Source organism: Pseudomonas sp. MF6755 (genome assembly GCF_016405635.1).
GTDB lineage: Bacteria > Pseudomonadota > Gammaproteobacteria > Pseudomonadales > Pseudomonadaceae > Aquipseudomonas > Aquipseudomonas haemolytica.
Genome location: NZ_JAEKDA010000021.1, coordinates 78,513 through 103,710, shown reverse-complemented (window position 1 = coordinate 103,710; position 25,198 = coordinate 78,513). Strand labels below are relative to the sequence as shown.

Sequence of the window (25,198 nt, the reverse complement as noted above, 5' to 3'; positions counted from 1 at the left end):
CTTCGGCCAAACATAACCGAGTCTCAATGGAGGCCTTTATAGGCATAACGTATTAGGACAATAGACGACGGTGGTTGTTCTGGATCTTTCGAAGTAGGACAATTGTCGGCTTCCCGACATCATCAGCGATATTGAATGGCCTTCCTTGCACTCGGTATTAACCACAAGACTGCTTCCGTAGACGTGCGCGAGCGCGTGGCGTTTACGCCTGAGCAGTTGGTTGAGGCCTTGCAGCAGCTCTGCCGTCTCACCGACAGCCGCGAAGCTGCGATCCTTTCGACCTGCAATCGCAGCGAGCTCTATATAGAGCAGGAGCATCTGTCAGCGGATGTGGTACTGCGCTGGCTGGCCGATTATCACCATTTGAGCCTTGATGACCTGCGCGCCAGTGCCTATGTGCATGAAGAGGATGCGGCAGTTCGTCACATGATGCGCGTGGCGGCCGGTCTCGATTCGCTGGTGTTGGGCGAACCGCAAATTCTTGGTCAGATGAAGTCCGCCTACGCCGTCGCGCGTGAGGCTGGCACCGTCGGCCCGCTGCTGGGCCGGCTGTTCCAGGCTACCTTCAATTCCGCCAAGCAGGTGCGAACCGACACGGCTATCGGTGAAAACCCGGTGTCCGTGGCTTTCGCCGCTGTCAGCCTGGCCAAGCAGATTTTCAGTGACTTGCAGCGCAGCCAGGCCCTGCTGATCGGCGCCGGTGAAACCATCACCTTGGTCGCCCGTCACCTGCATGAACTGGGTGTGAAGCGTATTGTGGTCGCCAACCGCACGCTGGAGCGCGCCAGCATCCTCGCCGAGCAGTTCGGTGCCCACGCCGTGTTGTTATCGGATATCCCGGCTGAACTGGTGCGCAGTGATATCGTCATCAGCTCCACCGCCAGCCAGTTGCCGATTCTGGGTAAAGGCGCGGTCGAGAGCGCGTTGAAGCTGCGCAAGCACAAGCCGATCTTCATGGTGGATATCGCCGTTCCGCGGGATATCGAACCCGAAGTCGGCGAGTTGGACGACGTTTACCTCTATAGCGTCGACGACTTGCATGAAGTGGTTGCTGAAAACCTCAAGAGCCGCCAGGGCGCCGCCCAGGCCGCCGAGGAAATGGTCAGCATCGGCGCCGAAGATTTCATGGTGCGCCTGCGTGAACTGGCGGCGGTGGATGTGCTCAAGGCGTATCGTCAGCAGGGCGAACGCCTGCGTGATGAAGAGTTGATCAAGGCCCAGCGGATGCTGGCTAACGGCAGCGGCGCCGAAGAGGTGCTGATGCAACTGGCCCGCGGCCTGACCAACAAGCTGCTCCACGCACCCAGCGTTCAGTTGAAAAAGCTTACCGCCGAAGGCCGCCTCGATGCGCTGGCCATGGCACAGGAACTCTTTGCCCTCGGTGAGGGCGCGTCAGACAGCTCTTCGGATAAAAAACCGCAATGAAAGCGTCACTGCTCAATAAACTGGACGTACTCCAGGACCGTTTCGAAGAACTGACCGCCTTGCTCGGCGATGGTGAGGTCATTTCCGATCAGGCCAAGTTCCGTGCTTATTCCAAGGAATACGCCGAAGTTGAACCGATTGTAGCCACCTACAAACACCTCACGAAAGTGCAGGCTGACCTCGAGGGCGCCCAGGCGCTGCTCAAGGACAGCGACCCGGACATGCGCGAAATGGCCGTGGAAGAAGTCCGCGAAGCCAAGGAAAAGCTCGCCGAGCTCGAAGGCGACCTGCAACGCATGTTGCTGCCCAAGGACCCTAACGATGGCCGTAACGTATTCCTCGAAATCCGCGCCGGCACCGGTGGCGACGAGGCGGCGATTTTTTCCGGCGACCTGTTCCGCATGTATTCGCGTTATGCCGAGCGGCGGGGCTGGCGGGTCGAGATCCTGTCCGAAAACGAAGGTGAGCACGGCGGCTATAAAGAGGTCATCGCCCGGGTCGAAGGTGACAACGTCTATGGCAAGCTGAAGTTCGAATCCGGTGCGCACCGTGTGCAGCGTGTTCCTGCGACAGAGTCCCAGGGCCGTATCCACACCTCGGCGTGCACCGTGGCCGTGTTGCCTGAGCCGGACGAGCAAGAAGCCATTGAGATCAACCCGGCAGATTTGCGCGTCGACACCTACCGCTCGTCGGGCGCGGGTGGCCAACACGTCAACAAGACCGACTCGGCGATCCGTATCACCCACTTGCCGTCGGGCATCGTGGTGGAGTGCCAGGAAGAACGTTCCCAGCACAAGAACCGTGCGCGGGCCATGTCCTGGCTGTCGGCCAAGCTGAACGACCAGCAGACCAGCGCCGCCGCCAACGCGATTGCCAGCGAGCGCAAGCTGCTGGTGGGCTCTGGCGACCGCTCTGAACGTATCCGTACCTACAACTTTGCCCAGGGCCGGGTCACCGACCACCGGGTCAACCTCACCCTTTACTCCCTGGACGAGATTCTTGCCGGTGGTGTGGATGCGGTGATCGAGCCGTTGCTCGCCGAGTACCAGGCCGATCAACTGGCGGCGATAGGTGAATAAATGACCATCATTGCCAGCCTGTTGCGCGCCGCCGACTTGCCCGATTCGCCGACTGCGCGCCTGGACGTGGAGCTGTTACTGGCCGCTGCCCTGGGCAAGTCCCGCAGCTACTTGCACACCTGGCCGGAAAAAATCGTCAGCAGTGAAGACGCTCTGACCTTTGCCAACTATCTGCAACGTCGCCGAAGCGGTGAGCCAGTGGCGTATATCCTCGGCCAGCAAGGCTTCTGGAAGCTCGACCTGGAGGTCGCGCCGCACACGCTGATCCCGCGTCCGGAAACCGAGCTGCTGGTGGAAGCCGCCCTGGAATTGCTGCCTGCCACACCCGCCAAGGTTCTCGACCTGGGCACCGGCAGCGGCGCCATCGCCTTGGCTTTGGCCAGCGAACGCCCGGCCTGGCAGGTCACGGCCGTTGACCGCGTGCTGGAAGCCGTGGCCTTGGCCGAGCGCAATCGCCAGCGCCTGCACCTCAATAACGCCACGGTGTTGAACAGTCATTGGTTCAGCGCGTTGCAAGGTCATACTTTCGACCTGATCATCAGCAACCCGCCCTACATTGCCGACAATGACCCGCACCTGGTGGCCGGCGATGTGCGTTTCGAGCCGGCCAGTGCTCTGGTGGCGGGGCACGATGGCCTGGACGATTTACGCTTGATCATCAAAGAGTCCCCGGCTTATCTGAATGCAAGTGGCTGGTTGTTGCTTGAGCACGGCTACGATCAGGCCCAGGCCGTGCGTGACTTATTGCTCAGCGAGGGTTTTGAAGGCGTACACAGCCGCATCGACCTCGGCGGTCACGAACGCATCAGCCTGGGGCGCCGCCCGTGCTGACCGACCAGGAGCTGTTGCGCTATAGCCGACAGATTCTGTTGCAGCATGTCGACATCGATGGCCAGTTGCGCCTGAAACAGAGCCGCGCGCTGATCGTCGGCCTGGGTGGCCTGGGCGCACCGGTTGCGCTGTATCTCGCCGCTGCCGGCGTGGGTGAGTTGCACTTGGCGGACTTCGACACTGTCGACCTGACCAACCTGCAGCGCCAGATCATCCATGACACCGACAGCGTGGGGCTGACCAAGGTCGATTCGGCCCTGCGTCGCCTGAGCGCGATCAACCCTGAAATCACCTTGGTTGCCCATCGCACCGCGCTGGATGCCGACTCGCTCGCCGCCGCTGTCGCCGCGGTGGACGTGGTGCTTGATTGCAGCGACAACTTCTCCACCCGCGAAGCGGTCAATGCGGCCTGTGTCGCCGTTGGGAAGCCGTTGATCAGTGGCGCGGCGATTCGCCTTGAGGGGCAATTGTCGGTGTTCGATCCGCGTCGAGCCGACAGCCCGTGCTACCACTGTTTATACGGGCACGGCAGCGAAACCGAGCTGACCTGCAGCGAAGCCGGCGTGGTCGGGCCGCTGGTAGGAGTGGTCGGCAGCTTGCAAGCGTTGGAAGCGTTGAAGCTGCTGGCCGGTTTTGGTGAACCATTGGTGGGCCGCCTGTTGCTGATCGATGCTCTGGCCACGCGTTTTCGCGAGTTGCGCGTCAAACGCGACCCTGGCTGCAGCGTCTGCGGAACCCAGCATGGTTAAGGGCGCGCCCATCGGTGTGTTCGACTCCGGCATCGGCGGTCTGACGGTGCTGGAGGAAATCCAGCAGTTATTGCCCCATGAGTCACTGTTGTACGTGGCGGATTGCGGGCACATCCCCTATGGCGAGAAAACCCCGGCGTTCATTCTTGAGCGCTCCCGGTCCGTGGCTGAGTTTTTTCGCGAGCGGGGCGCCAAGGCCTTCGTGATTGCCTGTAATACGGCGACCGTCGCCGCCGTTGCCGATTTGCGCCAGGACTACCCCGATTGGCCATTGGTTGGCATGGAGCCTGCGGTCAAGCCTGCCGCTGCTGCCACTCATAGTGGCGTCGTCGGTGTGCTCGCCACCACCGGCACCTTGCAAAGCGCCAAGTTCGCCGCTCTGCTCGACCGCTTCGCCACCGATGTGCGGGTGATTACCCAACCGTGTCCGGGCCTGGTGGAGTTGATTGAAACCGGTGACTTGAACGGCCCCGCTTTGCATAAGCTGTTGCAGGGCTATATCGAGCCGCTGCTCAGCGCCGGGTGCGACACCATCATCCTGGGTTGCACTCACTATCCCTTCCTCAAGCCTCTCCTGGCGCAGATGCTGCCCCCCAGTATCATCCTCATCGACACCGGTGCCGCCGTTGCGCGCCAACTCAAGCGTTTATTGGGTGAGCGCGACCTGCTTGCCCTTGGCGAGCCCGAAACTGCACAGTTCTGGACCAGCGGCGATCCGTACCACCTAAGAAATATCCTACCGACACTTTGGAAACATCCCGGAGTTGTGCGAAGCTTCGCCTCGTGAAAATTTCGTGAAATAGCGCTGATAAAAGCTGAACTTCTGTCTATGCGTCAGCTTCTATAGCCCGTTAGCCTGTTTACAACCATATAACTTTGTTCGCATAGGATCGTTTCTTATGAAGCGCTTGTTCTGTTTGGCTGCGATTGCGGCCGCTGTGTTGGGACACTCTGTTTCAGCCCAGGCCGCTGGCCTGGAGTTCGGGTTGGGGAGCACCAGTGATTCGACGTTGACCTATCGATTGGGTCTGACTTCGGATTGGGATAAAAGCTGGATGCAAAGCAACGTTGGCCGCCTGACCGGCTACTGGAGTGGCGCTTACACGTATTGGGAAGGTGACGACCGTGCAGGCGCCAGCAGCCTGTCGTTCTCGCCGGTGTTTGTGTATGAGTTTGCCGGCGAGTCGGTCAAGCCTTACATCGAGGCCGGTATCGGCGTGGCGCTGTTTTCCCGCACCCGCCTGGAAGACAACAACATCGGCCAATCTTTTCAGTTCGAGGACCGTCTGGGTTTCGGCCTGCGGTTCAACGGCGGGCATGAAGTGGGCATTCGTGCCACGCACTATTCCAACGCCGGGATCAGCAGCAATAACGATGGGGTAGAGAGCTACGCGCTGCACTACACCATGCCGCTGTAATTCAACAACACTGAAGTCCCTTGTGGGAGCGGGCCCGCTCCCACATTTAGATCTCTGCTCATCGCAGGATCAGCGGTACACCGTCGCGAGGCCTTCACGCTCTTCCAGGCACTCCGGCGCCCCCATCTCAAACTCCCGACAAATCAATGGCCGAAGTGCGTAAATCGTGCACATCATCGTGTCTCGATCCAGCGCGGCGCACCAGCCGTCGTCCAGGCGCAGCATCACTTCCCCGCCCCAATCGTCGGTATCGATAAAGCGCTGCGGCACGCCAGTGTCGGTGATCAGCATGACTTCCAACTGGCAGCAACAGGCCGCGCACGTCGAGCAAGTGACGGCGGGTTCGGTGATTTGAATATGGGGGATGTTGGTCATAGGCGCGCAGTGTAAGGCAAGTGCGTTAACCACGTATGAAAGCTCGGACGGGCGTCATCGTTCCAATCTCCCTGCGACCCCGTGCAACAAGGGAAACAACATGGCCCATAACAGCGCCAGGCCGATCAGGGTGGCTGCCGTGCCATAGCCAAAACTCACCCCCGCCAGTTGACTGCCTGCGTAATAAGACAACGGCCCACCCACTGCACCCAACAGGCTGGCAAGCCACCCGGGCCGTGCGCTCCAGGCCAGGCAATAGCGCAAGGTCGTGGCCAGCAATGCCCACAGCAGCATCAACCAGAATGGAATCAACGGCCCGGGCTCGCTGAAGTGGAAAACCCCCAGCGTGCGCAACAGCGTATCCAGCAGCGTGCCTGCGATTGTCACGCTGACGATGAGCATGCCGTCATCAGCCAGTGAACTTACCCACAGCACGTGGACGCTCAGTACTGCCAACCCCACCAACAACCACGGGCTATCGCCGCCGAGCACGCAGGCAAACCAGCCGCACTGGAACAGCACGGCATTGGCCACGGTTTTAAGCACTGAAGCGCCCGAGCAACGGCGCAGTGATCGCCGCAGGTTTAGCCAGCAGCAATTGCGCGGTACCAATCGTGCGTTCCATGAAGCCGCCTTCGCAGTAGCACAGGTAGAACTCCCACAAGCGCAGGAAGTATTCGTCGTAGCCCAGTTCCGTGAGGCGGCCATGGGCACGGCGAAAGTTTTCATGCCACAGGCGCAGGGTACGTGCGTAGTGGAGGCCAAAGTCCTCCATGTGCAGCAGGTTCATGTCGGTGTCGCGGCTGACAATCTGCAGCATGTTCTGTACGCAGGGCAGAGCGCCGCCGGGAAAAATGTAGCGCTGGATAAAGTCGACGCTCCGCTTGGCCTGCTCAAAGCGTTGTTCGCGGATGGTGATGGCTTGCAGCAGCATCAGGCCGTCGGGCTTGAGCAAATGTGCACATTGCTTGAAATAGGTAGGCAGGAAGCGATGGCCCACCGCTTCGATCATCTCGATGGATACCAGCTTGTCGTATTCGCCGGTGAGGTCGCGATAATCGCGTAGCAGCAAGGTCACTTGATCCTGCAGGCCCAAGGTCTGGATGCGCTCTGCGGTGTAGGCAAACTGTTCCTTGGACAAGGTCGTGGTGGTGACCTTGCAACCATAGTGCTGCGCCGCATAAAGCGCCATGCTGCCCCAGCCGGTACCGATTTCCAGCAGGTGGTCGCTGGGCTTGAGCGCCAGTTTCTGGCAGATACGCGCCAACTTGTTCAATTGCGCCTGTTCCAGGGTGTCATCGGGCGTCAGGAATTGCGCCGCCGAGTACATCATGGTCGGGTCGAGGAATTCTTCGAACAGGTCGTTGCCCAGGTCGTAATGGGCGGCGATATTTTTCTGCGAGCCCTTGCGCGTGTTGCGGTTGAGCCAGTGCAACCCCTGGGTGAACGGCCGGGCCAGGCGCGCCAGGCCACCCTCCATGGCGTCGAGTACGTCCAGGTTGCTGACCATCACGCGCACCACGGCAGTGAGGTCCGGGCTGGTCCAATACCCGTGGATAAACGCTTCGCCGGCGCCGATCGAACCATTGGCCGCCACCAGGCCCCATACCGCCGAGTCGAGAATCTGGATCTCGCCCAGCAGGTGTGCTTCCCGTGCGCCGAAGACTTGCCGCTCGCCGTCCTCGATGATCACCAATTGGCCATGGCGCAATTGGCTGAGCTGGCGCAGTACACCCTTGCGCAGCAGCGCAGCGGTCAGGCCGTTTACGTTCATGCGGTGAGTCTTGACCGACAAACTAGGGGATTTCATGGCGACGATCCTTGGTGTACCCGACGGCGGTGCGAGAGGCGCCATCGGCGGCTCGGTGGGGGAAAATCGGTGTGCGTTTAAGCAGCAGGCGCAAGGCTTGCCAGTAGATCGCCAGGCAAGTCTTGGCGGTCATCCAGGGAAAACGCCATAAATAGCCATGCAGGCTGGCGCGGCTGAGGGGTTGTCTTTCCAGGCTCAGGGTGGCGTCGAAGATTTTTTGCGCGCCTTGCCAGTCGGCCATATGCACGCCGAGCCTGGCGGCGGGCGGGCTGAAGCTCATGCGGTATTCCAGCTCGCGCGGTAAAAATGGCGACACATGGAAAGCCTTGGCTACCGCGAAGTGCTGGTGCTCGTCGGTGCCGAGGGGCTGGGCCGGCAGCACATAGTGATAGCGCTCGCGCCATGGGGTATTGGTCACTTCACACAGGATCGCGGCCAGTTGTCCATCGGCCTCGAAACAGTAGAAGAAACTCACGGGGTTAAAAGCCAGGCCCCAACTGCGGGCCTGGGTCAGTAGGCAGATAACGCCCTGGGGCGTATGCCCCAGCGCCTTGCCGACTTCGTGGCGCACGGCATCGCTCAAGCTCATGCCGTGGCGTGTGAACTCACGCAGGTAGTCCTGCTGGCGAAAGCCGAAGGGCGCCAGGCGACTGGTGCCGGCCAAGGGCGACAGCCCAAGCACCTCATCCTGTTCGCTGAGGTCCAGGTACAGCAGGCCGATGCGGTAGCGAAAGGCGTGGGCCTTGGGCGCAAAACGGCGATGGGCGATCCAGCCGCTGTACAGGGCGCTGTTCACAGGGTTTCCCCAAAAGCCTGGGCGACGCGCAGGGCGCTGACTACCCCGTCTTCGTGAAAACCGTTGGCCCAGTAGGCTCCGCAGTAAAAGGTATTGCGAACACCGTGCAATTCTTCCCAGCGCGCTTGAGCGGCCACGGCAGCCAAGCTGTATTGCGGGTGGGCATAGGTGTAACGCGCGAGGATCTTCAACGGGTTGATCATTTGCGTTTGATTGAGGCTGACGCAAAACGTGGTGGCGCTGTCGATGCCTTGCAGGATATTCATGTCGTAGGTAACGGCCGCATGGGATTGCGAGTTGCCGCTCAGCCGGTAATTCCAACTGGCCCAGGCCAGCTTGCGGTCAGGCAGCAGGCGCGTGTCGGTGTGCAGCACCACGTCGTTGTCGGCGTAGGGCAGGGCACCGAGGATCTCGCGTTCGGCTGGGCTGGGGTCGCTGAGCAAGGCCAGGGCCTGGTCGCTGTGGCAGGCGAAGATCACACGGTCGAACGCTTCGCTGCCGGCGGCGCTGTGGACAATGACACCCGCATCGCTGCGCTCGACGTTATGCACAGGGCAATCGAGGCGTATCCGGTCGTGAAAGCTACGGGTCAGCGGTTCGATGTAGCTGCTTGAACCGCCTTCGATCACGCACCATTGCGGTCGGTTATTGACCGAGAGCAAGCCGTGGTTCTTGAAGAAGCGCACGAAAAATTGCAACGGGAAACCGAGCATGTCCGCCAGAGACATCGACCAGATCGCCGCGCCCATCGGCACGATGTAGTGCCGGATAAACCGTGGGCCGTAGCCACCGGCTGCGAGGTAGTCACCGAGGGTCATCCCGGCGCTGATGCGCTGCTCTTGCAGGTCCAGGGGCGCTTGGCGGTTAAAGCGCAGAATATCGCGCAACATTCCCCAGAACCCCGGGGACAAAATATTGCGGCGCTGGGCAAACAGGCTGTTGAGGGTGTTGCCGTTGTACTCGAAGCCTGTGCTCTGGTCGCACACCGAAAAACTCATCTCGGTGGGTTTGAACTTGACGCCAATCTGCCCCAGCAGGCGGATGAAATTAGGGTAAGTCCAGTCATTGAATACGATGAAGCCTGTGTCCACGGCATAGCCTTTGCCTTCGACCGTCACGCTGGCCGTATGGGTATGCCCGCCGATGCAGTCACTGGCTTCGAACAGCGTGATGTCGTGGCGGCGGCTGAGCAGGTAGGCACTGGTCAGCCCGGCGATGCCGCTGCCGATAATGGCGATCTTCACAGATCGTCCTTCTGCGGCGGAGGGCTGCGCAACATGCGCTTGCCGATGATTAATTGCGCCCGGTTGGGCAGCTTGGACAACGGCCACAGGGTGGCGATGAACAGCGCCGGAAAGGCGATTTCCAGTGGGCGTTTTTCCAGTTTTGCAAAGATGTGCCGTGCCGCCTTGTCGGCAGACCAGCTCAGAGGCATCGGAAAATCATTGCGCTCGGTCAGCGGCGTGTCCACAAAGCCAGGGCTGATTACCGTGACGTCGATGTTTTCCGGCGACAGGCTGATGCGCAGGGACTCGAACAGGTAACGCAGGCCGGCCTTGGATGCGCCGTATGCTTCGGCGCGCGGCATCGGCAGGTAAGTCACGGCGCTGGCCACGCCTACCAGGTGCGGCGTGCGCCCGGCGCGCAACAGCGGCAGCGCCGCCTCAATGCAATAACTGCTGGCCAGCAGGTTGGTGCGCACCACATGCTCGATGATCGACGAGTCAAACTGCCGGGCATCGACGTATTCACAGGTGCCGGCGTTAAGGATCACGGTGTCCAGAGCGCCCCAGACCTCGGCAATATGTTCACCGATCTCGCGCACGGCCTGGCTGTTGGTCAGGTCGCCGGCCACCACCAGCACTTGCCCCGGGTAACGATGGGCGAGCGCTTCCAGCGGGCCTTTTGTACGGGAGCTGATCGCCACGTGGGCGCCGCTGTTGAGCAACTCCACGGCCAGCGCGGCCCCGATGCCACTGCTGGCGCCGGTCAGCCAATAACGTCGGGGTGCAAGGCTCATCCCATTCTCCTTTTCAGCCAACTGACGACACGACCGAGTACCGGTACGTGTTCATAGAGCAGGGCACCGGCATCGAAATAGTCACGATGACGGTAGACCTTGTCGTGCCACATCAAATGGGAGCAGCCTGGCACTCGGATCACCTTGCCACTGGCCAGGCGCGGGTGATGAAAACTCATGGTCCAGCGCAGGTAACCTTCGCCTTCGGCAACGGCATCGAAGCTGTGGAAGTCAAACTGCAAATGGCTGACGTTGCTGTACAGCTCGGCGAAGTAGCGCCGCAGCGCAGGCAGCCCGTGGACTTCATGCAGTGGGTCGGTAAAGGCGATGTCCTCGCTGTACAGACTGTTGAGCAGCTGCAGGTTGTGCTTGTCCAGCGTGGCGAAGCTGTGGGCGAAGCGGCGCAGGAAATCACTCATGGCCGGCCATCTCCAGTCGTGAAGGCAGGCTGCGAAAAGCCGCCAAGGCGCGTTCCCGGGACTGTTTCAGGTCAACCATGGCGCGCGGGTAATCCGCCACGCCGAACAGACCGCCGGCTGCTGCGGGGTTATGCACCTCTTTTTTATTCAGCGCGGCCAGCTCCGGCAGCCAGCGCTTGATGAAAACGCCGTCGCTGTCGAATTTTTCCGATTGGCTCAGCGGGCTGAAAATCCGGAAATACGGTGCCGAGTCGGTGCCGGTGGATGAGCTCCACTGCCAGCCGCCGTTGTTGGCCGCCAGGTCGCCGTCGATCAGGTGCCGCATAAAGAAGCGCTCGCCTTCGCGCCAGTCGATCAGCAGGTTCTTGGTCAGGAACATCGCCACCACCATGCGCAGGCGGTTGTGCATCCAACCCGTTTCCAGCAGTTGGCGCATGGCCGCGTCGATGATTGGCAAGCCGGTGCGCGCTTGTTGCCAGGCAGCCAGGTCCGCGGGTGCATCGCGCCAGGCCAGTGCTTCGGTTTCCGGGCGAAAGGCGCGGTGGCGAGAGACCCGTGGGTAGCCAACCAGAATGTGTTTGTAGAACTCGCGCCACAGCAACTCGTTGATCCAGGTGATGGCGCCGATGTCGCCGCTTTCGAACTCGCCTTGGTTGGTTTGCAGCGCGGCGTGCAAGCACTGGCGCGGCGAAACCACACCGGCGGCGAGGTAGGCGGACAGTTGGCTGGTGCCGGGTTTGGCTGGGAAGTCGCGCTCGTCCTTGTAGTAGCTGATCTGCTGGTCGGCGAAGGCGTCGAGGCGCCGGCGCGCTTCGTCTTCACCGGCGGGCCAGAGGGCGCGCAAGGCTTCGCTGGGCGGCTCGAAACCTTGGACCATTGTCGGTACAGAATCGCTTTTCAACTCAAGCTTGGCCTGCGCCTTGGGCGTCGCCACCAGGCGCGGCAGGGCACTGTGCAGACGGTTGTAGCAGACCTTGCGGAACTGGCTGAACACCTGGAAGTAGGTGCCGGTCTTGGTCAGTACGCTGCCGGGTTGGAAGAACAGTTGGTCCAGGTAACTGTGGAAGGTCACGCCGTCTGCTTCCAAGGCCTGGGCCACGGCAGCATCACGCTGGCTCTCGTGAATGCCGTATTCCTCGTTGACGTGCACCGATTTCACCGACAGTTCCCGGCACAGTTCGCTCAGCACGGCAGGCGCCTGGTCCCAGGTCGCGGCATGGCGGATCAACAGCGGGATATTCAGTTTGCCCAGGGCCTGGCTCAAGTGCTGCAGGTTGCGCAGCCAGAAATCGACTTTGCACGGCGCGTCATCATGGGCCAGCCACTGCTCGGGCGTGATCAGGTAAATGGCCGCGACCTGGCCGCGCTGGCTCGCGGCAGCCAGGGCTGTGTTGTCATGCAGGCGCAAGTCGGTGCGCAGCCAGATCAGATGCATTTAGACGATTCCACGCTGGATCAATAATTGGTGGGCCGCCAAGAGGTCTTCGGCCACGAACAATTCAGGCATGTCACGGGTTAAGTCAGCCAACTCGGCGTGGTGGATGCTTACTGTTGGGCCTGCAATCAATGTTGGGCAGCTGACGCCACCCAATAGTTTTGTGAGTGCCGAGAAATGGAGGGCTTTGCTCGAGTACAGCAACACGGCGCGTGGTTGCAGGTGTTCCACTGCCAGCGCCAGTTCGCCGGGCGGCAGCGGCCAGTCGAACACTTCCACCGGGCAGTCGGCACTGCTGGCCAGCCAGGCGCTGAGCCACAAGTGAGGTTCCAGGGGCAAGTCGGAATGGTTGACCAGCAACAGCGGCGCGCCGTGGAGTTGGCGGTTGTCGTGATAAATCCGCGCGCCGAACTTGCTGCGCAACCACGACAGAAAAAACACCCGCTCCATCTGCGCGCCGAATTGGCCCTGCCACCTATGTTCAAGCTCCTTGAGCAGCGGCAGCATCAGTTGCTCGCACAAAGTGCGTGGGGGGTAGAGCGCCATGGCTTGATTAAAGGCATCGTCGACCCGGCGCTCGGCCAATTCGCTGATCGCGTTGAGCAAATGCTGGCGCAGGCTCTGCCATTCATTTTCCATCGGCTCGGGGCTGGCTTGGGCGGAGTCGATCAGGCCCTTGACCTGGCTGACCGGCACGCCGCGATTGAGCCAGGTAAGGATGGCCTGAATGCGTTGCACGTGCTCGGCACTGAACAGCCGATGCCCCTTGGGCGTACGCTGGGGCACGATCAGGCCATAGCGGCGTTCCCAGGCGCGCAGGGTTACCGCGTTGACGCCGGTCTGGCGCGCCACTTCGCGGATCGGCAACCAGCCGTTTTGCAGGGCCAGGGCGATGTCTTCGCCGGGTTCGTCGAGCAGGGCAGGTTTCATGGATTAGATCGCATTACGCAGGCTGAGATTTTCCGGGTGCGGTTGCAGGTAGGCCTGCTGCGCGATGTAGCGGTCCGGGTGTTGGCGAAAGTGGTGCTTGAGCAGGGTCAGCGGCACCACCAGCGGTACAATGCCGTGACGGTATTGGCCGATCACGGTTTGCATTTCCTCTTTGTCATCGGCGCTGATGGCTTGCTTGAGGTAGCCGCTGATGTGTTGCAACACATTGGTGTGAGTGCCGCGGGTGGCGCACTTTTTCAGGCCCGTCATCAGCTCGCTGAAGTAGCCGTCGGCCAGTGCCTGGAGATCGACTCCCTTGCCCATGCTACCGAGCAAGTGTCCCAGGCTTTTGTAGTGCGCCGGGCTGTGGGCCATCAGCAAGTACTTGTAGCGCGAGTGGAACGTCAACAGGCGGTGCCGGGTAAGGCCGTCGGCCAGCAGTTGTTGCCAGCTGGCGTACACGAATACGCGGGTCAGGAAGTTCTCGCGCAGCACCGGGTCATTCAGGCGGCCGTCTTCTTCCACTGGCAGGTTGGGATGGCGTGAGCAAAATGCCTGGGCGTAGATACCGCGCCCGCCGCCCTCGACGGGCGTGCCGTTGTCGCGGTACACCTTGACGCGCTCCAAGCCACAGGACGGCGACTTCTGCATGAAGATGTAGCCGCACAGGTCGGTATGTTCACGGGCCATTTGCTGGCCGTAGTCATCCAACGGCTGCGTAACGTTGAGTTCACGGTTTACGCTGCCGACGGCATGCGGCGCGGCAGGGTCGCCGACCAGGCGAATCGGTTCCCGAGGGATGCCCAGGCCGATGGCGACTTCCGGGCATAGCGGCACAAAGTCGAAGTACTCGCCGAGGGTCTGGCTGCACAGCAGGGATTGTTTATGCCCGCCGTTGAAGCGCACGTTCTCGCCCAATAGACAGGCGCTGATGGCGATCTTCGGTTTTACACTGCTGGACATGACCAAACCTCTGCGAGATTCCTGTACAAGCTGTAGAAGTTGTACAACTAAGCCTCATCATAGATTCGATGTTGTACAAGTCAAATAATTTGTACAGGTTTTTTCGGCGGCGTTACTTCCAACCGATTTGCCAGTCCACGGGGTTTTTCAAGGTCTGCCACGGCAAGCGCTCAGCGCGTCCAGTGAGGATGGCTTGCAGCTCGATGTCCAGCACCGTGCCTTCTTCGTCACGAAACACTTCGGTGACCATGAAGTGTTTTTCCTTGTGGCGCGGATGTGCTGCCGTCCATTTCGACAGTAGCAGTTTGGCGGGGTTGATACGGTTCATTGCAGGTGCTCGATCAAGCGCCGCGCCGCTTCCTGCCCGCTGAGCCAAGCACCCTCCACCCGGCCGGAGAGGCACCAGTCACCGCAGACGAACAAGCCCAGGTCGGCATCGGCCAGCACCCCGAATTCATGGCTGCTGGACGGGCGCGCGTAGAGCCAGCGGTGCGCCAGGCTGAATGACGGTGCGGGCATGGCGCTGTGCAGCAACTCAGCGAAAGCACCGTGCAGGTGTTCGATCACCGCTTCCTTGGGCAGGTCCAGGTGCGCCTTGCTCCAGGCGCTGGTGGCGTGCAGCACCCAGGTGTCGAGGGTGGTGTCGCGCCCGGGTTTGCTGCGGTTGCGCGCCAACCAATCGAGTGGGCTGTCTTGCACGAAGCAGCCTTCCATCGGCGTATCCAGCGGCTTGTCGAAGGCCAGGGCGATGGCCCAGGTCGGGTCCATTTTCACGCCGGCGGCGGCACTCGCCAGCTTGGGCGCGGCGGCCAGCAGGGCGGTAGCCTGGGGGGCTGGGGTGGCGATGACAACATGACTGAAGGGGCCGTGATTGCCGCCGTCGGCGTCGAGCAGGTTCCAGTGCTGTGTGCCCTGGAACACTTCGGTGATGCGGCAACCGAACTCCACCGGCAAGTCATCGAGCAATGCGCGGGTGATGGCGCTCATGCGCGGCGTGCCGACCCAGCGGATCTGTTCGTCGGGAGAGGGTGTCAGCTGGCCGGATTTGAAGTTGTACAGCTGGGGTTTCCACTGTTCGGCCCAGCCGTTGCTTTGCCAGCGCTGCACTTCGTTGACGAAGCGCCGGTCGCGGGCGGTGAAGTATTGCGCGCCCATGTCCAGCGCGCCGGCATCGCTGCGCTTGCTGGACATGCGGCCACCACTGCCGCGGCTTTTATCGAAGAGTTGTACGGCGTGCCCCGCGTCTTGTAACGCTCGGGCGGCAGAGAGACCGGCGATGCCGGTACCGATGATCGCGATGGGAACAGTCATGGGGGGCCTCGTTTTACCGTTGGGTACAGACTACGCCGACACCAATAGCTGTACAATATTGTTTTTTGGTATAAGTTTTGGCGTGCCTGATCGTTTGGCGTGACCTATGGTTAAGCTAAGGCTTAAACGTCCGTTACGCTCGATTATCTAATTGATCCCTGCTTATAAAATAGACCAGTGAGCGGCGGCGAACGTTACATGAGGAGAGTCCCATGCATATTTTGCTGACCGGCGGTACTGGCCTGATTGGCCGCCAACTTTGCCGGCATTGGCTTGCCCAGGGCCATCGCGTGACGGTATGGAGCCGGCAACCGGAAACGGTCGCCCAGGTTTGCGGTGCCCAGGTGCTCGGGGTTGGCCGTCTGCAAGAGGTGATTGGCGCTGTGGACGCGGTGGTCAACCTGGCGGGCGCGCCCATCACCGATCGGCCCTGGACCCACAAACGCAAGGCGTTGCTGTGGAGCAGCCGCATCAACCTCACTGAAACCTTGCTGGCGTGGATGGAAAGCCTGGAGCAAAAACCAGCGGTGCTGATCTCCGGCTCTGCCGTGGGTTGGTATGGCGATGGCGGCGAGCGCGAACTGACGGAAGCCAGCGGCCCGGTGCAGGACGATTTCCCAAGCCAGTTGTGTATTGCCTGGGAAGAAACCGCCCAGCGTGCCGAAGCCATGGGCGTTCGCGTGGTGCTGGTGCGTACCGGCCTGGTGCTGGCGGCCGAGGGCGGCTTTTTGTCGCGCCTGTTGCTGCCGTTCAAACTGGCGCTGGGCGGGCCGATCGGCAATGGTCGGCAGTGGATGCCGTGGGTGCATATCAAGGATCAAATCGCCCTGATTGATTTTCTTCTGCACAAGGAAGATGCCAGCGGTCCTTATAATGCCTGCGCGCCACACCCCGTACGCAACCGCGAGTTTGCCAAGACCCTGGGCCAGGTGCTGCACCGCCCGGCGTTCATGCCGATGCCGGCCTTTGCGTTGAAGGTTGGCCTGGGTGAGTTGTCCGGCTTGTTGCTCGGCGGGCAAAAGGCGCTTCCTGAACGGCTGCTGGTTGCGGGTTTCACTTTCCAGTTCACTGAATTGCGTGCGGCTCTGGACGACTTGTCCAGCCGCCTTTAGAGATAGGATGTTGCATGACCGATCACGCGTTGTTACTGGTCAACCTGGGTTCACCGGCGTCCACTTCGGTGGCCGATGTGCGCAGTTACCTTAATCAGTTCCTGATGGATCCTTATGTGATCGACCTGCCTTGGCCTGTGCGGCGTTTGCTGGTGTCGCTGATCCTGATCAAGCGCCCCGAGCAGTCGGCCCATGCGTATGCGTCAATCTGGTGGGACGAGGGTTCGCCTCTGGTGGTGCTCAGCCGTCGCCTGCAACAGCAGATGACCGCGCAGTGGACCCAGGGGCCGGTGGAACTGGCGATGCGTTATGGCGAGCCATCGCTGGAAACGACCCTGACGCGCCTCGCTGCCCAGGGTATCCAGAAAGTGACATTGGCGCCGCTGTACCCGCAGTTTGCCGACAGCACCGTGACCACGGTGATAGAGGAAGCCAAGCGAGTAGTGCGAGACAAGCGCCTCAACGTACAGTTTTCGATCCTGCAACCTTTCTACGATCAGCCGGAATATCTCGATGCCCTGGTGGCTAGCGCCCGCGCTTATCTGGAGCAGGATTTCGATCACTTGTTGCTCAGTTTCCATGGCCTGCCCGAGCGTCATCTGAAAAAGCTCGACCCTACCGGTGCGCATTGCTTCAAGGATGCCGACTGCTGCAAGAACGCGTCGCCTGAAGTACTTGCCACCTGCTATCGCGCACAATGCTTCAGCGTCGCTCGGGATTTTGCCGAACGTTCCGGTTTACCGGAGGGTAAGTGGTCGGTCGCGTTTCAATCGCGCCTGGGCCGGGCGAAGTGGATCGAACCCTACACCGAGGCACGCCTGGAGGCGTTGGCACAACAGGGCGTGAAAAAGCTGCTGGTGATGTGCCCGGCGTTTGTCGCCGATTGCATCGAGACCCTGGAAGAGATTGGCGACCGCGGGCGGGAGCAGTTCCGCGAGGCGGGGGGCGAGGAGTTGGTGTTGGTGCCGTGCTTGAATGATGATCCGCAGTGGGCGGTGGCGCTTAATACGCTGTGCGAACGGGCACCGACGACGCTATAACCCGAGCCGAGTGAAGATCAAAATGTGGGAGCGGGCTTGCTCGCGAATGCGGTGTATCAGTCAGCACCTCTATCAACTGACGGAGCGCATTCGCGAGCAAGCCCGCTCCCACATTTTTGACTGTGTTACAGATTGAGGGTCAAGCTGACGGTGAAATTGCGCGGTTCCCCGGGGTTGGCCCAGTAGCGGCTATAGGACCGCTCGTAATACTTTTCATCGAACAGGTTATTCAGGTTCAGCCCCACGGTGACATTCTCCGTAGCCTTGTAGTGGGCCAGCAAATCCACGGTGTGGTAGGCCGGCAGCTGAAAGCCTGTACCCGCTTCACCGGAGCGATCACCTACGTAAGTAAATGCCGCGCCCAAGTCTGAACCGCGCCACGCGCCATCCTGGAATTCATACACGCCCAACAGGCTGCCACTGTGCTTGGCCACGCCGAGAATGCGGCTGCCCGTGGGGATGGCTTTGTCACCTTGGGTCACTTCGGCGTCTATATAAGCCAAGGCCCCGATCACGCGTATGGCGTCGGTCACTTGCCCGGTCACTTGCAGGTCAAACCCCTGACTGCGGGCCTTGCCCATGGCGCGGTTGAGATTGGTGGCCGGGTCTAGGGTGAGCACGTTTTCCTTTTCGATATGGAATGCAGCGAGGGTGGTGCTGAGGCGGTCGTCAAACAGCTCGCTCTTGATTCCTACCTCATAGCCCACGCCTTCTTCGGGCTTGAACGATTTGCCGCTGGCACCCAGGCCGTTGTTGGGCTTGAACGAGGTGGACGCGTTGGCAAACACCCCGATTTCAGGCGTGAGCTGGTAGAGCAGGCCAGCGCGCTGGGTCAGGGCGTCGTGTGTTTGCCGTCCCTGAGGGGCCTTGCCGTTGAAGTCGTTGATGCTTTGCTCAAAATGCTCAAAGCGCGCCCCGACCATGCCGCGCAGGCGGTCGGTAAAAATGATCTGGTCTTGCAGGTTCAGCGCCTGGCTTTTCACCTGCTCGAAGAAGTCGGTGCCGGTGCGCTCGCCGTTGGGTTTGGGCTTGCCGTAGATCGGGTTATGGATATCGATGGTGTAACGGCTGCCGCCGACGGTGGTGACGCGCTCTTTCTTGCGGTAGTCCTCGTATTCAGCGCCAACCAGCAACTCGTGCTGCCAACTGCCAATATCGAATAGGCCGCGCAGTTCCAGCTGGGTGATGCTGTCGTGCCAACCCGTGGAGCGCTCGCGATAGCGGCGGTCGATGGTATGACCGTTGGCATTCAGTGCGCGGTTTTCCGAGGCGTCGCCCCACAGGCTGCCTTGCTTGTAGTGGCTGGCCAGGCGCAGTTTCCAGGCGTCGTTGAGGTGGTGTTCCAGCGCGGCCTGAATACGGTTGTTGTGGTTGCGGATATTGCCGTCGTTGGGCTCGCCGAGGAAGGTGGAGTGGGACATGCCGGTATTGGCGATGACACCCCGGTCGAAAGTGGAGCTGTGGCGCACGAATTCGCTTTCGACCAGAAGGTGGGTGTCCGGGGCCAACTGCCAACTGAAGGAGGGCGCGACGAATACGCGCTTGGCGTCTACGTGATCGCGGAAGCTGTGGTTGTCTTCGACCGCCAGGTTCACGCGTGACAATACGCGCCCTTCGCTGTCCAGCGGCGTATTCACATCCAATGCGGTGCGGTAGCGGTCCCAACTGCCGGCGTTGGATTGTAGGGTGGTGAAGGCTTCGGGCTGGGGTTTCTTGGTGACGATATTCACCGTGCCGCCAGGGTCGCCACGCCCATACAGGCTGGCAGCGGGGCCTTTGAGCACTTCAATGCGTTCGATATTCGCAGTGTCCGGCGTACTCGGGTAACCGCGGTTGGCGCTGAAACCATCCTGGTAGAACTCGGAGGTGGTGAAGCCGCGCACGCTGTATTCGTAGAGGGTCAGGCCACCGAAGTTGTTTTGCTTGGACACGCCGCCGGCAAAGTCCAAGGCGCGCTCCACACTGTTACTGCCCAGGTCCTTGAGCACCGTGGCGGGAATTACGCTGATGGATTGCGGGATGTCGCGCAGGGCGGTGTCGGTCTTGGTGGCACTGGCAGAGCGGGTAGCACGGTAGCCCTTGACCGGCCCGGTAGCGGACTCATAGGCGTCGGAGGTCACGCTGATGGGGTCGAGTTCCAGGGTGTTTTCTTCGGCGTAGGCAGGGTCGAGCAGCAAACCCAAGGCCAGGCCAGCCAAGGGCACAAACTTTCGAGACGGCATGATAGAGCGTTCCAATAACCATATTGAAACAATATAACATGCCTAATGAGAATGAATCGCTTCGAAATATGCCCTTACAAGCACCCGTGAACGGGCACTTGTAGGTCGCGCATGCTACTGCTCTTCTTTCGGCGGCGCCGTTGCCGGCGGTGGGCGCAGGCCGATTTCCGCCGACAGCTTGATCTCCTTGCCGTTGCGCATCACCAGGATCGCCACCTTGTCGGTCGGCTTGATACGCGCCACCTGGTTCATCGACTTGCGGCCATCACCGGCCGGGGCACCGTCGATGCTGAGGATCACATCGCCCAATTGCAGGCCGGCTTTCTGCGCCGGGCCATCGCGGAAGATCCCGGCGACCACGATACCCGGGCGCCCGGTCAGGCCGAACGACTCGGCCAGTTCCTTGGTCAATGGCTGCACTTCAATGCCCAGCCAGCCACGAATCACCTGGCCATGCTCGATGATCGACTTCATCACTTCCATCGCCAGCTTCACCGGGATCGCAAAGCCGATGCCCTGTGAGCCGCCGGACTTGGAGAAAATCGCGGTGTTGATGCCGGTCAGGTTGCCATTGGCATCCACCAGCGCACCGCCGGAGTTGCCTGGGTTGATCGCCGCATCGGTCTGGATAAAGTCTTCGTAGCTGTTAAGGCCCAACTGGTTACGCCCAGTGGCGCTGATGATGCCCATGGTGACCGTCTGGCCCACCCCGAACGGGTTGCCGATGGCCAGTGCCACGTCGCCCACGCGCAAGCCTTCGGAACGGCCGAGGGTGATGGACGGCAGGTTCTTCAAGTCTATCTTCAGTACCGCGAGGTCGGTTTCCGGATCGCTACCGACCACCCGTGCCAGGGTCTCGCGGCCGTCACGCAGGGCCACCACGATCTGGTCGGCGCCGGAGGTCACATGGTTATTGGTAAGGATGTAGCCTTCGGGGCTCATGATCACCCCGGAACCCAGGCTGGATTCCATGCGGCGTTGCTTGGGGCCGTTGTCACCGAAGTAGCGGCGGAACTGCGGGTCCTCGAACAACGGATGCGCAGGTTTGTTGATGACCTTGGTGGTGTACAGGTTGACCACGGCAGGTGCTGCAATGGTGACAGCGTCGGCATAGGTCACCGGGCCTTGGACCACCGCGCTGGTTTGCGGGGCCTGTTGCAGGTTCACATCCAGGGTGGGCAGGCCTACCCATTGGGGATAACGCTGGATAATCAGCATCGCGATCAGCACGCCAGCCAACAATGGCCATCCAAAAAAACGCAGTGCCTTGAGCATCAAGTAAGTCCTGACAGGTTGCAGGGGGCGGGAGAGCGCCCATAATGTGGCGCATTATACGAGGCTGTGACGCCTGCGAACGGGATATTTAGGAGTCTTTTATGGCCGTCCCCCTTACTACCCTCGTCGAGGAAGCAGACCGCTACCTTGGCAGCGCAAAAATTGCCGATTATTGCCCCAATGGCCTGCAGGTCGAGGGGCGTCCGCAGGTGATGCGCATCGTCAGCGGCGTGACCGCCAGCCAGGCGCTGCTGGATGCCGCCGTCGAAGCCAAGGCCGATCTGGTGCTGGTGCACCATGGCTATTTCTGGAAGGGCGAAAACCCGTGCATTACCGGCATGAAGCAGCGCCGCTTGAAAACCCTGCTCAAGCATGACATCAGCCTGCTGGCCTACCACTTGCCGTTGGACCTGCACGCCGACGTGGGCAACAACGTACAGCTTGCTCGGCAGTTGGATATCACCGTCGAAGGCCCGCTGGACCCGAGCAACCCCAAGATCGTCGGCCTGGTCGGTTCCCTGGCCGAACCCCTGTCGCCCCGTGATTTCGCCCGCCGCGTGCAGGATGTGATGGGCCGCGAGCCGTTGCTGATCGAAGGCAGCGAGATGATCCGTCGTGTCGGCTGGTGCACGGGGGGCGGCCAGGGTTATATCGACCAGGCGATTGCCGCTGGCGTCGACCTGTACCTGAGCGGTGAAGCGTCCGAACAGACCTTCCACAGTGCCCGGGAAAACGACATCAGCTTCATCGCCGCCGGCCATCACGCAACTGAGCGCTATGGCGTGCAGGCGTTGGGCGATTACCTGGCGCGGCGCTTTGCCCTTGAGCATTTGTTCATCGATTGCCCGAACCCGATCTAGCGGTCACCACCACAGGAATGTGGGAGGGTTTCGGGCCAAACTCGGCGGCATATTCATATACCGTTTCGATCTAGCTGGCGCCCTGAATAGAAGAAGGTGCTGTGCTAGCATGCCTCGCTCGAACACGGCCCGCAGGCCGTCCATAAGATCGTTTTTCCGTGAGTAACCATGGTCGACAAACTGACGCATCTGAAACAGCTGGAGGCGGAAAGCATCCACATCATCCGCGAGGTCGCCGCCGAGTTCGACAACCCGGTGATGCTCTACTCGATCGGTAAAGACTCCGCCGTGATGCTGCACCTGGCACGCAAGGCCTTCTTCCCAGGCAAGCTGCCTTTCCCGGTGATGCACGTCGACACCCGCTGGAAATTCCAGGAGATGTACAAGTTTCGCGACAAGATGGTCGAAGAGCTTGGTCTGGAGTTGATCACCCACGTCAACCCGGATGGCGTGGCGCAGGGCATCAACCCGTTCACCCACGGCAGCGCCAAGCACACCGATATCATGAAGACCGAGGGCCTCAAGCAGGCCTTGGACAAGCATGGTTTCGACGCAGCGTTCGGCGGTGCCCGTCGCGATGAAGAGAAATCCCGTGCCAAAGAGCGCGTGTACTCGTTCCGCGACAGCAAGCACCGTTGGGACCCGAAGAACCAGCGCCCCGAGCTCTGGAACGTCTACAACGGCAACGTCAACAAGGGTGAGTCGATCCGCGTGTTCCCGCTGTCCAACTGGACCGAGCTGGACATCTGGCAGTACATCTACCTGGAAGGCATCCCGATTGTGCCGCTGTACTTCGCCGCCGAGCGCGACGTGATCGAGAAGAACGGCACGTTGATCATGATTGACGACGACCGCATCCTTGAACACCTGTCCGACGAAGACAAAGCCCGCATCGTCAAAAAGAAAGTACGTTTCCGCACCCTTGGCTGCTACCCGTTGACGGGCGCGGTGGAGTCCGAAGCCGAGACGCTGACGGACATCATTCAGGAAATGCTCCTGACGCGAACTTCCGAGCGCCAGGGCCGGGTCATCGACCACGATGGTGCCGGCTCCATGGAAGATAAAAAACGTCAAGGCTATTTCTAAGGGGCTGTCATGTCGCATCAATCTGATTTGATCAGCGAGGACATCCTCGCTTACCTGGGCCAGCACGAGCGCAAGGAAATGTTGCGCTTCCTGACCTGCGGCAACGTCGATGACGGCAAGAGCACCCTGATCGGGCGCCTGCTGCACGACTCCAAGATGATCTACGAAGATCACCTGGAAGCCATCACCCGTGATTCGAAGAAGTCCGGCACTACCGGCGATGACATCGACCTGGCGCTGCTGGTCGACGGCCTGCAGGCCGAGCGTGAGCAAGGCATCACCATCGATGTTGCCTACCGTTACTTCTCCACCGCCAAGCGCAAATTCATCATTGCCGACACCCCCGGCCATGAGCAGTACACCCGCAACATGGCGACCGGTGCGTCAACCTGTGACCTGGCGATCATCCTGATCGACGCCCGCTACGGGGTGCAGACCCAGACCCGTCGCCACAGCTTCATCGCCTCCTTGCTGGGCATCAAACACATCGTGGTGGCCGTCAACAAGATGGACATCAACGGTTTCGACCAAAGCGTATTCGAGTCGATCAAGGCCGATTACCTGAAGTTCGCTGACGGTATCGCGTTCAAGCCGAGCACCTTGGCCTTCGTGCCGATGTCGGCGCTCAAGGGCGACAACGTGGTGAACAAGAGCGAGCGTTCGCCCTGGTACACCGGCCAGTCGCTGATGGAGATCCTCGAGACCGTCGAGATCGCCAACGACCGCAACTACACCGACCTGCGTTTCCCGGTGCAGTACGTCAACCGTCCGAACCTGAACTTCCGTGGTTTCGCCGGCACCCTGGCCAGTGGCATCGTGCACAAGGGCGACGAAGTCGTGGTGCTGCCGTCGGGCAAGAGCAGCCGGGTCAAATCCATCGTCACCTTCGAGGGTGAGCTGGAACACGCTGGCCCAGGCCAGGCCGTGACCTTGACCATGGAAGACGAGATCGATATCTCCCGTGGCGACCTGCTGGTGCATGCCGATAACGTGCCGCAAGTGACCGACGCCTTCGACGCCATGCTGGTGTGGATGGCCGAAGAGCCGATGCTGCCGGGCAAGAAGTACGACATCAAGCGCGCCACCAGTTACGTGCCGGGTTCCATCACCAGCATTGTGCACCGCGTGGATGTGAACACCCTGGCCGAAGGCCCGGCGAGTTCGCTGCAGCTCAACGAAATCGGCCGGGTCAAGGTCAGCCTCGATGCCGCTATCGCGTTGGATGGCTACGCCAGCAACCGCACCACCGGTGCCTTTATCGTTATCGACCGTTTGACTAACGGCACCGTGGCTGCGGGCATGATTATCGCGCCGCCGGTCAATCATGGCGGTTCTGCGCAGCACGGCAGCCTCGCTCATGTTGCCACTGAAGAGCGCGCCCTGCGCTTCGGCCAGCAACCGGCCACCGTGTTGTTCAGCGGCTTGTCGGGTGCAGGCAAGAGCACGCTGGCCTATGCGGTTGAGCGCAAGCTGTTCGACATGGGCCGTGCGGTGTTCGTACTGGATGGCCAGAACCTGCGTCACGACCTGAACAAAGGCTTGCCCCAGGACCGTGCCGGGCGTACCGAGAACTGGCGCCGTGCGGCCCACGTAGCGCGTCAGTTCAACGAAGCCGGCCTGCTGACCCTGGCTGCGTTCGTGGCGCCGGATGCCGAAGGCCGTGAACAGGCCAAGGCGTTGATTGGCGCTGATCGCCTGCTGACCGTCTATGTGCAGGCGTCGCCGCTGGTGTGCGCCGAGCGTGACCCGCAAGGTTTGTACGCGGCGGGCGGGGATAACATCCCGGGTGAGTCCTTCCCGTACGACGTGCCGTTGAATGCCGACCTGGTACTCGACACCCAGGCTTTGTCGCTGGAAGACAGCGTCAAGCAGGTGCTGGAGTTGTTGCGTCAGCGCGGCGCGATCTAAACCTCGCCGCTACAAAAAAAGCCCGCCACCGATCACTCTGTGGCGGGCTTTTTTACATTTTCAAGATTGAGCGCGGTCAAATGTGGGAGGGGGCTTGCCCCCGATAGCGGTGGGTCAGCTAGAGCCTCATCGGG

The 25,198-nt window shown here is 60.9% G+C and carries 25 protein-coding genes; 11 read left to right on the top strand and 14 right to left on the bottom strand.

From position 1 onward, the window contains the following. The first annotated feature begins 135 nt into the window (after positions 1-135). From hemA to JFT66_RS25150, 6 genes are all read left to right on the top strand, one after another. Positions 136-1,425, top strand: coding sequence for a glutamyl-tRNA reductase (gene hemA, locus JFT66_RS25175; protein ID WP_034117998.1), 1,290 nt, complete (start codon positions 136-138; stop codon positions 1,423-1,425). After that, the gene (prfA, locus tag JFT66_RS25170) at positions 1,422-2,504 is read left to right on the top strand and encodes a peptide chain release factor 1 (RefSeq protein WP_012722110.1); all 1,083 of its coding nucleotides are present in this window, start codon (positions 1,422-1,424) and stop codon (positions 2,502-2,504) included. The genes hemA and prfA overlap by 4 nt, the downstream gene beginning before the upstream one ends. Beyond that, positions 2,505-3,335: a peptide chain release factor N(5)-glutamine methyltransferase gene (gene prmC / locus JFT66_RS25165; RefSeq protein WP_034117999.1), complete on the top strand. Its 831-nt coding sequence runs from the start codon at positions 2,505-2,507 to the stop codon at positions 3,333-3,335. It begins immediately after the preceding gene. After that, positions 3,329-4,084: a molybdopterin-synthase adenylyltransferase MoeB gene (gene moeB, locus JFT66_RS25160; protein ID WP_034118000.1), complete on the top strand. Its 756-nt coding sequence runs from the start codon at positions 3,329-3,331 to the stop codon at positions 4,082-4,084. The genes prmC and moeB overlap by 7 nt, the downstream gene beginning before the upstream one ends. Continuing rightward, complete coding sequence (murI, locus tag JFT66_RS25155) at positions 4,077-4,871, top strand: glutamate racemase (RefSeq protein WP_034118001.1); 795 nt, start codon at positions 4,077-4,079, stop codon at positions 4,869-4,871. The genes moeB and murI overlap by 8 nt, the downstream gene beginning before the upstream one ends. Before the next feature lie 112 nt (positions 4,872-4,983). Beyond that, entirely contained in the window at positions 4,984-5,502 is a 519-nt protein-coding gene (locus tag JFT66_RS25150) for an acyloxyacyl hydrolase (RefSeq protein ID WP_034118002.1), read from the top strand. A gap of 69 nt (positions 5,503-5,571) precedes the next feature. On the opposite strand, the gene JFT66_RS25145 is transcribed toward JFT66_RS25150, so the two are convergent. The 12 genes from JFT66_RS25145 to JFT66_RS25090 form a co-directional block, all read right to left on the bottom strand. Further along, a complete protein-coding gene (locus JFT66_RS25145; RefSeq protein WP_034118003.1) occupies positions 5,572-5,877 on the bottom strand; it encodes a YkgJ family cysteine cluster protein in 306 nt (101 codons plus the stop codon). 54 nt (positions 5,878-5,931) lie between these two features. Then, a complete protein-coding gene (locus JFT66_RS25140) occupies positions 5,932-6,423 on the bottom strand; it encodes a DUF2878 domain-containing protein (RefSeq protein WP_034118004.1) in 492 nt (163 codons plus the stop codon). Further along, the gene (locus JFT66_RS25135) at positions 6,416-7,687 is read right to left on the bottom strand and encodes an SAM-dependent methyltransferase (protein WP_034118005.1); all 1,272 of its coding nucleotides are present in this window, start codon (positions 7,685-7,687) and stop codon (positions 6,416-6,418) included. Before JFT66_RS25135 ends, JFT66_RS25140 begins: the two co-directional genes overlap by 8 nt. Then, the gene (locus JFT66_RS25130; RefSeq protein WP_034118006.1) at positions 7,674-8,483 is read right to left on the bottom strand and encodes a DUF1365 domain-containing protein; all 810 of its coding nucleotides are present in this window, start codon (positions 8,481-8,483) and stop codon (positions 7,674-7,676) included. The genes JFT66_RS25135 and JFT66_RS25130 overlap by 14 nt, the downstream gene beginning before the upstream one ends. Further along, positions 8,480-9,727, bottom strand: coding sequence for an FAD-dependent oxidoreductase (locus tag JFT66_RS25125; protein WP_034118007.1), 1,248 nt, complete (start codon positions 9,725-9,727; stop codon positions 8,480-8,482). The genes JFT66_RS25130 and JFT66_RS25125 overlap by 4 nt, the downstream gene beginning before the upstream one ends. After that, positions 9,724-10,503: an SDR family NAD(P)-dependent oxidoreductase gene (locus JFT66_RS25120; protein ID WP_034118008.1), complete on the bottom strand. Its 780-nt coding sequence runs from the start codon at positions 10,501-10,503 to the stop codon at positions 9,724-9,726. The genes JFT66_RS25125 and JFT66_RS25120 overlap by 4 nt, the downstream gene beginning before the upstream one ends. Beyond that, a complete protein-coding gene (locus JFT66_RS25115) occupies positions 10,500-10,922 on the bottom strand; it encodes a nuclear transport factor 2 family protein (RefSeq protein ID WP_153838956.1) in 423 nt (140 codons plus the stop codon). Before JFT66_RS25115 ends, JFT66_RS25120 begins: the two co-directional genes overlap by 4 nt. After that, entirely contained in the window at positions 10,915-12,357 is a 1,443-nt protein-coding gene (phrB, locus tag JFT66_RS25110; RefSeq protein ID WP_198860372.1) for a deoxyribodipyrimidine photo-lyase, read from the bottom strand. Before phrB ends, JFT66_RS25115 begins: the two co-directional genes overlap by 8 nt. Continuing rightward, positions 12,358-13,287, bottom strand: coding sequence for a MerR family transcriptional regulator (locus JFT66_RS25105; RefSeq protein WP_198860371.1), 930 nt, complete (start codon positions 13,285-13,287; stop codon positions 12,358-12,360). 3 nt (positions 13,288-13,290) lie between these two features. Beyond that, the gene (locus JFT66_RS25100; RefSeq protein WP_034118012.1) at positions 13,291-14,250 is read right to left on the bottom strand and encodes a YbgA family protein; all 960 of its coding nucleotides are present in this window, start codon (positions 14,248-14,250) and stop codon (positions 13,291-13,293) included. Between the two features lie 112 nt (positions 14,251-14,362). After that, positions 14,363-14,578 carry a TIGR02450 family Trp-rich protein gene (locus JFT66_RS25095; RefSeq protein ID WP_034118013.1) on the bottom strand — a complete coding sequence of 72 codons (216 nt, stop codon included), beginning with the start codon at positions 14,576-14,578 and terminating at the stop codon, positions 14,363-14,365. Further along, entirely contained in the window at positions 14,575-15,561 is a 987-nt protein-coding gene (locus JFT66_RS25090) for an NAD(P)/FAD-dependent oxidoreductase (protein ID WP_153838952.1), read from the bottom strand. The genes JFT66_RS25095 and JFT66_RS25090 overlap by 4 nt, the downstream gene beginning before the upstream one ends. Before the next feature lie 212 nt (positions 15,562-15,773). Between JFT66_RS25090 and JFT66_RS25085 the strand changes: the two genes are divergently transcribed. Further along, complete coding sequence (locus tag JFT66_RS25085; protein ID WP_198860370.1) at positions 15,774-16,673, top strand: TIGR01777 family oxidoreductase; 900 nt, start codon at positions 15,774-15,776, stop codon at positions 16,671-16,673. A 14-nt stretch (positions 16,674-16,687) separates the two neighbouring features. Continuing rightward, positions 16,688-17,713: a ferrochelatase gene (gene hemH, locus JFT66_RS25080; RefSeq protein WP_034118016.1), complete on the top strand. Its 1,026-nt coding sequence runs from the start codon at positions 16,688-16,690 to the stop codon at positions 17,711-17,713. 125 nt (positions 17,714-17,838) lie between these two features. On the opposite strand, the gene JFT66_RS25075 is transcribed toward hemH, so the two are convergent. Both JFT66_RS25075 and algW read right to left on the bottom strand, forming a co-directional pair. Next, positions 17,839-19,935: a TonB-dependent siderophore receptor gene (locus JFT66_RS25075; protein WP_198860369.1), complete on the bottom strand. Its 2,097-nt coding sequence runs from the start codon at positions 19,933-19,935 to the stop codon at positions 17,839-17,841. A 114-nt stretch (positions 19,936-20,049) separates the two neighbouring features. After that, entirely contained in the window at positions 20,050-21,210 is a 1,161-nt protein-coding gene (gene algW, locus JFT66_RS25070; RefSeq protein ID WP_034118018.1) for a Do family serine endopeptidase AlgW, read from the bottom strand. A gap of 101 nt (positions 21,211-21,311) precedes the next feature. Here algW and JFT66_RS25065 point away from each other — a divergent pair, with 101 nt between their 5' ends. From JFT66_RS25065 to cysN, 3 genes are all read left to right on the top strand, one after another. Next, complete coding sequence (locus JFT66_RS25065; RefSeq protein WP_034118019.1) at positions 21,312-22,070, top strand: Nif3-like dinuclear metal center hexameric protein; 759 nt, start codon at positions 21,312-21,314, stop codon at positions 22,068-22,070. A gap of 168 nt (positions 22,071-22,238) precedes the next feature. Continuing rightward, positions 22,239-23,156: a sulfate adenylyltransferase subunit CysD gene (gene cysD, locus JFT66_RS25060; protein ID WP_034118020.1), complete on the top strand. Its 918-nt coding sequence runs from the start codon at positions 22,239-22,241 to the stop codon at positions 23,154-23,156. Positions 23,157-23,165: 9 nt separating this feature from the next. Beyond that, positions 23,166-25,064, top strand: a complete 1,899-nt coding sequence (gene cysN, locus JFT66_RS25055; protein WP_153870142.1) for a sulfate adenylyltransferase subunit CysN — start codon at positions 23,166-23,168, stop codon at positions 25,062-25,064. Positions 25,065-25,198 lie beyond the last annotated feature (134 nt).

Bases quoted from the DNA above. Each gene is read 5' to 3' on its own strand.
- JFT66_RS25145 (WP_034118003.1), bottom strand. From the start codon at position 5,877: ATGACCAACATCCCCCATATTCAAATCACCGAACCCGCCGTCACTTGC.
- hemA (WP_034117998.1), top strand. From the start codon at position 136: ATGGCCTTCCTTGCACTCGGTATTAACCACAAGACTGCTTCCGTAGAC.
- JFT66_RS25065 (WP_034118019.1), top strand. From the start codon at position 21,312: ATGGCCGTCCCCCTTACTACCCTCGTCGAGGAAGCAGACCGCTACCTT.
- algW (WP_034118018.1), bottom strand. From the start codon at position 21,210: ATGCTCAAGGCACTGCGTTTTTTTGGATGGCCATTGTTGGCTGGCGTG.
- JFT66_RS25095 (WP_034118013.1), bottom strand. From the start codon at position 14,578: ATGAACCGTATCAACCCCGCCAAACTGCTACTGTCGAAATGGACGGCA.
- JFT66_RS25150 (WP_034118002.1), top strand. From the start codon at position 4,984: ATGAAGCGCTTGTTCTGTTTGGCTGCGATTGCGGCCGCTGTGTTGGGA.
- JFT66_RS25085 (WP_198860370.1), top strand. From the start codon at position 15,774: ATGCATATTTTGCTGACCGGCGGTACTGGCCTGATTGGCCGCCAACTT.
- JFT66_RS25120 (WP_034118008.1), bottom strand. From the start codon at position 10,503: ATGAGCCTTGCACCCCGACGTTATTGGCTGACCGGCGCCAGCAGTGGC.
- murI (WP_034118001.1), top strand. From the start codon at position 4,077: ATGGTTAAGGGCGCGCCCATCGGTGTGTTCGACTCCGGCATCGGCGGT.
- prmC (WP_034117999.1), top strand. From the start codon at position 2,505: ATGACCATCATTGCCAGCCTGTTGCGCGCCGCCGACTTGCCCGATTCG.
- JFT66_RS25105 (WP_198860371.1), bottom strand. From the start codon at position 13,287: ATGAAACCTGCCCTGCTCGACGAACCCGGCGAAGACATCGCCCTGGCC.
- cysD (WP_034118020.1), top strand. From the start codon at position 22,239: ATGGTCGACAAACTGACGCATCTGAAACAGCTGGAGGCGGAAAGCATC.
- cysN (WP_153870142.1), top strand. From the start codon at position 23,166: ATGTCGCATCAATCTGATTTGATCAGCGAGGACATCCTCGCTTACCTG.
- JFT66_RS25090 (WP_153838952.1), bottom strand. From the start codon at position 15,561: ATGACTGTTCCCATCGCGATCATCGGTACCGGCATCGCCGGTCTCTCT.
- prfA (WP_012722110.1), top strand. From the start codon at position 1,422: ATGAAAGCGTCACTGCTCAATAAACTGGACGTACTCCAGGACCGTTTC.
- phrB (WP_198860372.1), bottom strand. From the start codon at position 12,357: ATGCATCTGATCTGGCTGCGCACCGACTTGCGCCTGCATGACAACACA.
- JFT66_RS25075 (WP_198860369.1), bottom strand. From the start codon at position 19,935: ATGCCGTCTCGAAAGTTTGTGCCCTTGGCTGGCCTGGCCTTGGGTTTG.
- hemH (WP_034118016.1), top strand. From the start codon at position 16,688: ATGACCGATCACGCGTTGTTACTGGTCAACCTGGGTTCACCGGCGTCC.
- JFT66_RS25100 (WP_034118012.1), bottom strand. From the start codon at position 14,250: ATGTCCAGCAGTGTAAAACCGAAGATCGCCATCAGCGCCTGTCTATTG.
- JFT66_RS25135 (WP_034118005.1), bottom strand. From the start codon at position 7,687: ATGAAATCCCCTAGTTTGTCGGTCAAGACTCACCGCATGAACGTAAAC.
- JFT66_RS25115 (WP_153838956.1), bottom strand. From the start codon at position 10,922: ATGAGTGATTTCCTGCGCCGCTTCGCCCACAGCTTCGCCACGCTGGAC.